Origin of the sequence: Phenylobacterium sp. (assembly GCF_036264965.1) — a bacterium.
Lineage (GTDB): Bacteria > Pseudomonadota > Alphaproteobacteria > Caulobacterales > Caulobacteraceae > Phenylobacterium.
In genome coordinates, this window is sequence record NZ_DATAPY010000104.1 from 19795 (window position 1) to 28398 (window position 8604).

Here is an 8604-nt window from a genome sequence, read left to right on the forward strand (position 1 = left end):
CGCGTTGGATGGACGCGAGGGGCGGGCTCTCCTACGGTTGTGCTCCGAGTCCGGGGCTGGAGGGGTCTATGCTAACACTTGATCGTCGCGCGCTGGTAGCGGCTGCCTTGTCCGCCGCCGCCTTGCCGAGGTTCGCCCGCGCGGCGATGCCGGCCAATTCCAGCGTGCACTTCAACGTCACGCGCAACGGCAGGCCCTTCGGGAACTACCAGCTGACCTTCGTCACCAACGGCGACACCCTGACGGCGACCACCGAGGTGGCGATGTCGGCCAGGATCGCGGGGCTCACGGTCTTCAACTACCGCCACCACTGCGAGGAGGTCTGGAAGGCCGGGCGGTTCATGGAGATGCACAGCACCAGCGTCCGCGACAGCGACAAGGCCTTCTGCGCCGTCGTGCGCAACGCCACGGGCCTGTCGATCACCAACAAGGACGGGCCCCTGGCCGCGCCGCCGAACGCCAATCCCTACACCCACTGGAACCCGGCGGTGATCACCGGGCCGATGTTCAACCCCGAGACCGGCTTCATGCTGCGGCTGACCGCCCAGCCCATGGGCCATGAGCCTTTCGCGCTGGCCGGCGGCTCGAAGGTCACGGCCAATCACTGGGCGATGCGTGGCGAGAGCGAGATCGACGAGTGGTACGAGGATTCCGGCGCCTGGGCCGGCCTGCGCGCCGTCTTCCCCGACAAGTCGATCGTCGAATACCGCCGCACTTAGATTTCAATCCACGGCGGTTGGTTCGCAGGCGCAGCTGTGGTTGCGTGGCCCCTGCAGCAGCCCAGGATGACCCGCATGAACTTCGAGGATTATCGCCGCCACGACGCCGTGGGCCTGGCCGAGCTGGTCGCGCGGCGCGAGGTGAGCGCGCACGAGCTGCTGGATGCGGCGGTCGCGCGGATGGCCGAGGTCAATCCGAAGATCAACGCGGTCACCATGGACCTGACGGACCGCGCCCGCGCCGAGGCGCCGGGCCACGGCGCCTTCAGCGGCGTGCCGTTCCTCCTGAAAGACCTCGGCGCGCAGCTCAAGGGCACGCCCACCACCGGCGGCTCGCGCCTGTTCGCGGAGGCCGTCGCGCCCGCCGACAACGCCATTACCGCCGCCTACAAGGGCGCCGGCCTCTCGATCTTCGGCAAGACCAACACGCCCGAGTTCGGCCTGTGGCCCTTCACCGAGTCGGAATTCCTGGGCGTCTGCCGCAATCCCTGGGACGTCTCGCGAACGCCCGGCGGATCGTCCGGCGGCGCGGCGGCGGCCGTGGCGGCCGGGATCGTGCCGGCGGCCCACGCCAGCGACGGCGGCGGCTCGATCCGCACGCCGGCCTCCTGCTGCGGCCTCTTCGGCATGAAGCCGTCCCGCGGCCGGGTGTCCTTCGCACCACTGGGGGAGGGCTGGGCCGGCGCCTCGATCCAGCACGCCGTCACCCGCTCGGTACGCGATTCGGCGGCTCTGCTGGACGTGGTCTGCCGCCCGCAGCCGGGTGATCCCTATTTCCTGAGCCCGCCGGAGCGGCCCTTCGCCGAGGAGGCGGCGCGCGAGCCCGGCCGCCTGCGGATCGCCTTCATGACCGGCGCCATGCAGGCGCCCGGCATCGATCCGGAGTGCGCGGCGGCGGTGCGCGAGGCCGCGCGCCTCTGCGAGAGCCTAGGCCACGAGGTCGAGGAAGCTGTGATCCCGGGCGATGTCGCCGCGATGCAGGCCGCGGCGGGACAGGTGATTTCCGCCAGCATCGCCGCCAGCCTCGACGCCTTCGCCGAACAGCGCGGGCGAGCGGTGGAACCGGGCGAGATCGAAGGCTTGACCATGGCGACGTATCGCCGCGGGTCCGGGGTCAAGGCGCCCGATTACGTCCGTGGACTGTCGACTCTGCACGCCTACGCCCGCGCGGAGGCCAGATTGTTCGAAAACTACGATGTGCTGTTGCTCTCGACCCTGGGCAGCCCGGCTATTCCGATCGGCTGGGTCCTGGAGACGCCGGAGCTGATCGGCGAGCGGCTGTTCGCCTTCATGCCCAACACTCAAGCTTTTAATAACACAGGACAACCGGCCATGACCGTGCCTCTGGCCCCGAGCGCCTCAGGTCTGCCGATCGGCGTGCAGTTCGTGGCGCGGATGGGGGCCGAATCGACCCTCTTCCAACTGGCGGGCCAGCTGGAGCAGGCCCGCCCCTGGTTCGACCGGCACGCTCCCCTGTGAGGCGAGTTGTCGCAGCGTAAAATCCCCTGATAAGCGAACTAAGGCGTCGAATAACAAGAATACATGGAGGTAACCGGGGCCGCTTAGAGCTTATGGCGAATGTGTTCATAACAATCGCATAGTTGAAATTTTCGCGTTTCTGCACGATAGTTGCATCGTGCGGACCATGACCCTACCCCGTTCCAGATCGAGACACGCCAAGCGGTTGCTGGTCACCGTGTTCACAACCTGTGTCGCGGCCGGCGCCATGGCCTATTCCACCGGCGGCAGCCAGCACCACCACCAGGATGAAGCGCCTGACAAGCAGTTCGCCAGCAATGGCGGGACGGGCGGCAGTGGCGTTGCCCTTGAGACCCAGCAAAACAGCGGCGACGACAATTCCGGCGGCGGTGCAGGCCTCCAGACCACGGGCGGCGGCGTCAATGTCGACGTGACCGGCGGCGGTCCGCGCGGCTCCTACGGTCCCGGCGACGGCCATGACGGTCCGGGCCAGGGCAACTTCATGCCCAATGGCGAGGACGGGCTGATGACGCTCGCGTCCTACGTGGCCGGCGCGGCCGGCAACGGGCAGAACAGCAATGACAACAGTGACCACGCCCCCGGTGGCCGCCACGACGATGCGGCCAACGGCGGCGGCAATCCGTTCGAGGGCTCCTCACCCGGCGGCGACGGTTCGTCCAAAGTGGCGGGCGACGGCGATTCCGGTTCGGGCTCAGGCCTCGATAGCGGCGGCGCTGGCGGCGCCGGCGGGCTTGGCGGCAGTGGCGGCTTGGGCGGCGCTGGCAGCGGCGGTGGCGGCGGCGGTTTCCTGTCGAACGGCGGCGGCTCCGGCTCCGGTTCCGGCGGCGGCTCCACGGGCCCTGGGACCGGCCCTGGGACGGGCGACGGAGGAGCGACCCCGCCGGTGACGGGCGGCGGCGACGGCCTGCCTCCGCTCAACAATCCGCCGGGTGGCTCCAACGACAACGGCGGCGGCACGACCTGTGTCGTGACCCAGTTCAACACTTGCGACTCGTTGCCTGGGGTGACGACGCCTCAATTCCAATCGGCCCAGGGTTCGTCTTCGGATGAGAGCCCCGGTCCGATCCCTGAGCCGGCCGGCTGGATGACCCTGATCCTGGGCTTCGCGGCCCTGGGCTCCGTGCTGCGTCAGCGCCGCCGGGCCCACAACACGCTCGCCTAGGCGCTTCACCGGCGCTGTAGCGAATCTCATGCATCTCCGTATGGCCGCGCGCCTTCGCTGGCGCGAGGTTTAAGGGCGCGCGATCATCCCCTCAACGCCAAAGCTTGCGGGGTTCCCGATGCCAATTCTGTGGACCGCGATCGCGCCGATCCTGCTGCTGATCGCCTCCAACGTCTTCATGACCTTCGCCTGGTACGGCCAGCTCAAGGTCGAGAACCGCGCCATGTGGCTGATCGTGCTGATCAGCTGGGGCATCGCCTTCTTCGAATATTGCCTGGCCGTGCCGGCCAACCGCATCGGCCGCCTGGCCTATGATCCGGCCGAGCTGAAGGCGATGCAGGAGGTGATCACGCTCTGCGTCTTCGCGGTGTTTTCGGTCGTCTGGCTGAAGGAGCCGGTCACCTTGAACCACGCCGCGGGCTTCGCGCTCATCGCCTTGGGCGCCTTCTTCGTCTTCAAGGGGCCATTCCACTGAATTTGGCGCGCAGACTTTGGCGAACCGGGACGCGCAGCCTATAAGCCGCGCCTTCTCCCCATTTCGAGAGCCGTCATGTCCCGCATCCTGATCACGTCCGCGCTGCCCTACATCAATGGGATCAAGCATCTGGGGACGCTGGCGGGCTCCATGCTTCCGGCCGACGTCTACGCCCGCTTCCAGCGCTCCCGCGGCCGCGAGACCCTCTATATCTGCGCCACCGACGAGCACGGCACGCCCACCGAGCTGGCGGCGGCGGAGAAGGGCCAGGACCCGGCGAGCTTCTGCGCCGAACAGCACCAGATCCAGCATGACCTCGGCCGCAGGTTCGGCCTCTCCTGGGATCATTTCGGCCGCTCGTCCTCGCCGCAGAACCACCGGCTGACCCAGCGCTTCGCCCAGCAGCTCTGGGAGGCCGGCTTCATTGAGGAGCGGGTGACCCAGCAGGTCTATTCCAACGCCGACAAGCGCTTCCTGCCGGACCGCTACGTCATCGGCACTTGCCCGCACTGCGGCTACGAGAGCGCCCGCGGCGACCAGTGCGAGAACTGCACCCGCGTGCTGGACCCCGCCGACCTGATCCACCCGCGCTCGGCGGTCTCCGGCTCGACTGACATCGAGATCCGCGGGTCGAAGCACCTGTTCCTGCGTCAGAGCCTGTTCGCCGGGAAGCTGAGGAGCTGGATCGAGGCCAAGCGCGACCGCTGGCCGCTCCTGGTCACCTCCATTGCCCTGAAGTGGCTTGACGAGGGCCTGCAGGACCGCGGCATCACCCGCGACCTGGAATGGGGCGTGCCGGTGAACGCTTTCGAGTGGGGCCCGAACCCCGACGGCGTGACGCCGGACATCGAGGGCCTGGCCGGCAAGGTGTTCTACGTCTGGTTCGACGCGCCGATCGAATACATCGCCGCAACCTGGGAGTGGGCTGATGCGCGGGCCACCGAGGCGGGCAGGGTCCCGGCGGACGATGCGGAATGGGAGCGCTGGTGGCGCGAGCCGGCCGCGGCGGACGTGACCTATGTGGAGTTCATGGGCAAGGACAACGTGCCCTTCCACACCGTGGGCTTCCCCTGCACCCTGTTCGGGGTCAACGAGCGGCTGAACGCCGACGGGACCTTCTCGCCGGTCGAGAACGCGCCGTGGAAGCTGGTCGATCAGCTGAAGGGCTTCAATTGGCTCGACTATTACGGCGGCAAGTTCTCCACCTCGCAGAAGCGCGGCGTGTTCATGGACCATGCCCTGGAGCTGCTGCCCGCCGACTACTGGCGCTGGTGGATCACCGCCAACACGCCGGAGACCTCCGACGCCACCTTCGGCTGGGAGCAGTTCCAGGCGCAGGTGAACGCCGACCTGGCCGATGTGCTGGGCAATTTCGTCAACCGCATCCTGAAGTTCACCGAGAGCCGCTTCGACGGCGTTGTCCCGGCCGGCGGCGCCGATGGGCCGCTGGAGACCAAGCTGCACGCCGACGTGCTCGCCAAGCTGCGCGAACTGACCGACCACCTGGAGGGCCGCGAGTTCCGCAAAGCCTCGACGGCGCTGCGCCAGCTCTGGGTGCTTGGCAACGGCTATCTCACCGAGGCGGCGCCCTGGACGGCGTTCAAGACCGATCCGGAACGGGCTGCGGTAGCGGTGCGCATCGGCCTCAACCTGGTGGCCCTGTTCGCCAAGGTCTCCGAGCCCTTCATCCCGTTCAGCGCCGAGACCATCGCGCTCTCGGTCGGCGAGGGTTTCCCCGGCCGTTGGCCGGACCTGACGGGCGAGGGCCTGCTCGCCGCTCTGCCGCCAGGCCGTCCGGTGAAGGCGCCGGAGGTGCTGTTCCGCAAGGTCGAGGATGTGCAGGTCGCCGAATGGCGCGAACGCTTCGGCGGGCCGGAGACGGATTGAGATTCAAGGCTGCGCTTGCGGTGTCCTCCTCCCACAAGGGGAGGAGGATCGCTAGGTTGCGGCCTGCGGGGAGTGGTCCCCCTTCCCATGAGCGGGACGGAAAGATCACTTCTTCTTCAGTTCGCTGGGTTTGATGTCCAGCGCGCCGCCGGGCATGGCGGCGTTGTAGGCGCCGGTCTCGCCGGTATCGATGGCCACCTTCCGCGTGCCGTCCCAGATCATGTGCAGGGCGACATAGACCACGATGGCCAGGCCCAGGTAGCCGATCCAGCGGGCCCGGTGCAGCAGCTTGGCGATCCAACTGGCCGCGACGCCCGTGAGCGTGATCGAGAGCAACAGCCCCATGGCCAGGACCACCGGGTGGTGGCGCGCGGCGCCGGCGACGGCCAGCACGTTGTCCAGCGACATGGCGAGGTCCGCCAGCAGGATCTGCACCAGGGCGCGGCCCAGGGTCTTGGGCTTGTGTTTCTGACGAGGCTTGGCGCCGATCGCCTCCCCGGCCGCGTCCTCCAGCGCCGCTTCGCCTTCGGCTTCCTGTTCCTGACCCTGGCGGCGCAAGTCGCGCCACATCCGCCAGCAGACCCAGAGCAGCAGGAACCCGCCCGCCAGCATCAGGCCCACGACCTGTAAGAGGCGGGTGGTGATCAGCGCGAAGCTGATCAGCATCACCACCGCGCCGCCGAGGCCCAGGATGATGGCCATCCGCCGCTGCTTCGTCGGCAGGCCGGCCGCGGCGATGCCCACCGCCACGGCGTTGTCGCCGGCCAGCGCCAGGTCGATCAGCACCACCTGGAAGAAGGCGGCGATCGTGCCGGCGGTGAAGGTGAATTCGATCGGCAGGCTCAACGGGGGCGCGAGGCCTCATAGAGCGCCACGGCGCAGGCGGCGGAGACGTTGAGGCTCTCGAAACCACCGGGCATGGGGATCTTGGCGAGTTCGTCGCAGTGATCGGCCACCAGCCGGCGCAGGCCCTCGCCCTCCGAGCCCATCACCAGCACGGTCGGGGCGCCGTCCAACACCTCGCCCAGCGTTCGTTCCGCCTCGCCGGCCAGGCCCACGGGGCGCCAGCCGGCGGTGGTGAGCTCGTCGAGGGCGCGCGACAGATTGACCACCCGGGCTACCGGCACCCTGTCCACGGCCCCCGCCGCGGCCTTGGCGAGCGCGCCGGTGAACCGCGGCGCGTTGCGGTCCTGCAGCACCATGCCGATGGCGCCGAAGGCCGCGGCCGAGCGCAGCATGGCGCCCACGTTCTGCGGATCGGTGACCTGGTCGAGCATCAGCAGGATCGCGCCGGGCGCGGCGGTGAAATCGGAAAGGTCCGCGTCTTCCAACACCGCCCCGCGAACCGCCACGCCCTGGTGGACCGAGCCCTGGGGCAACCGCTGGGCGATCTGCTGGTTGTCGGCCTGTTGAACGGTGGGCAGGCGGCCGAACCTAGCCTCGATCTGCTTGATCCGCTCCGGGGTCGCCAGGATCAGTTCGGCGGGTCCGCGCCGGGGATTCGAAAGCGCCGCCTCCACCGCGTGCCAGCCCCAGATCCAGTCGTCGGCGACCGCCTCCGGACGCCTCGAAAAATGTCCGTGCGGCCGCTTATTGCGGCCTCTCCGGGCGTCGTTGCGTTCGGGTTGATGGGCCACTATAAGACGCGCTCCAAATTGGGGCCCCGGACGGGTTACCGCCTTTGGGACCATGCGTTGGGCCGCTCTTAGGCCCCGCGCATCCCCTGGCGGAAGCCTTTTGTTCGTAGTTCCGACGGTGCGTGACAGCCGAAAGTGGAAGCCGGTTTCGGCGTCCGTCACGCGCCAAGTCAAAATTCCTGGAAATTCCGCCTTGGCGAAATTTCCGGGGACTCCGAGCGCGCTGGGGGAATGTCCCGAGTGGCAAAGGGGGGGGACTGTAAATCCCCTGGCGTACGCCTTCGTAGGTTCGAGTCCTACTTCCCCCACCACGCCTCGGAGCGATTGAGGAGTAGCCGGCGTCCCGCCGAGATTTCACTGCGGGTGTAGCACAATGGTAGTGCAGCAGCCTTCCAAGCTGAATACGCGGGTTCGATTCCCGCCACCCGCTCCACGTTCCACCCAAAAACAACGCCCGTAGGATCCCATGGCCAAGGAAAAGTTCGAACGTAACAAGCCGCACTGCAACATCGGCACGATTGGTCACGTTGACCATGGCAAGACGACGTTGACGGCGGCGATCACCATGGTGCTGGCCAAGACGGGTGGGGCGACGGCGAAGAGCTATGCCGACATCGACGCGGCGCCGGAAGAGAAGGCGCGCGGGATCACCATCAACACGGCGCACGTGGAGTATGAGACGAAGAACCGTCACTACGCCCACGTCGACTGCCCTGGCCACGCCGACTATGTGAAGAACATGATCACCGGCGCGGCGCAGATGGACGGCGCGATCCTGGTGGTGAGCGCTGCCGACGGCCCGATGCCGCAGACCCGCGAGCACATCCTGCTGGCGCGTCAGGTGGGCGTGCCGGCGCTGGTGGTGTTCCTGAACAAGGTCGACATGGTCGACGACGCCGAGCTGATCGAGCTGGTCGAGATGGAGCTGCGCGAGCTGCTGTCGTCCTACGACTTCCCCGGCGACGACATTCCGATCGTCAAGGGCTCGGCCCTGGCGGCGGTGGAGGGCCGCGACCCGGTGATCGGCGAGGACGCGATCCTGGAGCTGATGACCCAGGTGGACGCCTACATCCCGCAGCCGGAGCGTCCGGTGGACCTGCCGTTCCTGATGCCGGTGGAAGACGTGTTCTCGATCTCGGGCCGCGGCACCGTGGTGACCGGTCGCGTCGAGCGCGGCATCGTCAAGGTCGGCGAGGAAATCGCGATCGTCGGCATCAAGCCGAC

8 protein-coding genes and 2 tRNA genes are annotated in these 8604 nt (G+C 68.0%); 8 read left to right on the forward strand and 2 right to left on the reverse strand.

All coding sequences use genetic code 11. The features are described from left to right. Nucleotides 1–107 precede the first annotated feature (107 nt). The 5 genes from VHS75_RS13290 to metG all read left to right on the forward strand — a co-directional run bounded on the left by VHS75_RS13290 (nt 108) and on the right by metG (nt 5743). The gene (locus tag VHS75_RS13290; RefSeq protein ID WP_329639096.1) at nt 108–719 is read left to right on the forward strand and encodes a DUF6134 family protein; all 612 of its coding nucleotides are present in this window, start codon (nt 108–110) and stop codon (nt 717–719) included. Nucleotides 720–794: 75 nt separating this feature from the next. Further along, nucleotides 795–2198 carry an amidase gene (locus tag VHS75_RS13295; RefSeq protein ID WP_329639097.1) on the forward strand — a complete coding sequence of 468 codons (1404 nt, stop codon included), beginning with the start codon at nt 795–797 and terminating at the stop codon, nt 2196–2198. Nucleotides 2199–2364: 166 nt separating this feature from the next. Continuing rightward, nucleotides 2365–3381, forward strand: a complete 1017-nt coding sequence (locus tag VHS75_RS13300) for a hypothetical protein (protein WP_329639098.1) — start codon at nt 2365–2367, stop codon at nt 3379–3381. 118 nt (nt 3382–3499) lie between these two features. Next, entirely contained in the window at nt 3500–3856 is a 357-nt protein-coding gene (locus tag VHS75_RS13305; RefSeq protein WP_329639099.1) for a DMT family protein, read from the forward strand. A 75-nt stretch (nt 3857–3931) separates the two neighbouring features. Continuing rightward, a complete protein-coding gene (gene metG, locus VHS75_RS13310) occupies nt 3932–5743 on the forward strand; it encodes a methionine--tRNA ligase (protein WP_329639100.1) in 1812 nt (603 codons plus the stop codon). Between the two features lie 105 nt (nt 5744–5848). Here the strand turns inward: metG and VHS75_RS13315 are convergent, their stop codons facing one another. Continuing rightward, nucleotides 5849–6589, reverse strand: coding sequence for a YjbE family putative metal transport protein (locus tag VHS75_RS13315; protein WP_329639101.1), 741 nt, complete (start codon nt 6587–6589; stop codon nt 5849–5851). Continuing rightward, nucleotides 6586–7380, reverse strand: coding sequence for a 23S rRNA (guanosine(2251)-2'-O)-methyltransferase RlmB (gene rlmB, locus VHS75_RS13320; protein WP_329639102.1), 795 nt, complete (start codon nt 7378–7380; stop codon nt 6586–6588). Before rlmB ends, VHS75_RS13315 begins: the two co-directional genes overlap by 4 nt. 225 nt (nt 7381–7605) lie before the next feature. Between rlmB and VHS75_RS13325 the strand changes: the two genes are divergently transcribed. From VHS75_RS13325 to VHS75_RS13335, 3 genes are all read left to right on the forward strand, one after another. Further along, nucleotides 7606–7691: transfer RNA gene (locus VHS75_RS13325), tRNA-Tyr, on the forward strand. Between the two features lie 48 nt (nt 7692–7739). Then, nucleotides 7740–7813 (forward strand) — tRNA-Gly (locus VHS75_RS13330). A 33-nt stretch (nt 7814–7846) separates the two neighbouring features. Next, nucleotides 7847–8604, forward strand: a 758-nt coding sequence (locus VHS75_RS13335; RefSeq protein WP_329639103.1) for an elongation factor Tu, incomplete at its 3' end; no start/stop codon positions are given.

Coding starts and splice junctions, on each gene's coding strand:
- VHS75_RS13295 (WP_329639097.1), top strand. CDS start 795: ATGAACTTCGAGGATTATCGCCGCCACGACGCCGTGGGCCTGGCCGAG.
- VHS75_RS13300 (WP_329639098.1), top strand. CDS start 2,365: ATGACCCTACCCCGTTCCAGATCGAGACACGCCAAGCGGTTGCTGGTC.
- VHS75_RS13305 (WP_329639099.1), top strand. CDS start 3,500: ATGCCAATTCTGTGGACCGCGATCGCGCCGATCCTGCTGCTGATCGCC.
- metG (WP_329639100.1), top strand. CDS start 3,932: ATGTCCCGCATCCTGATCACGTCCGCGCTGCCCTACATCAATGGGATC.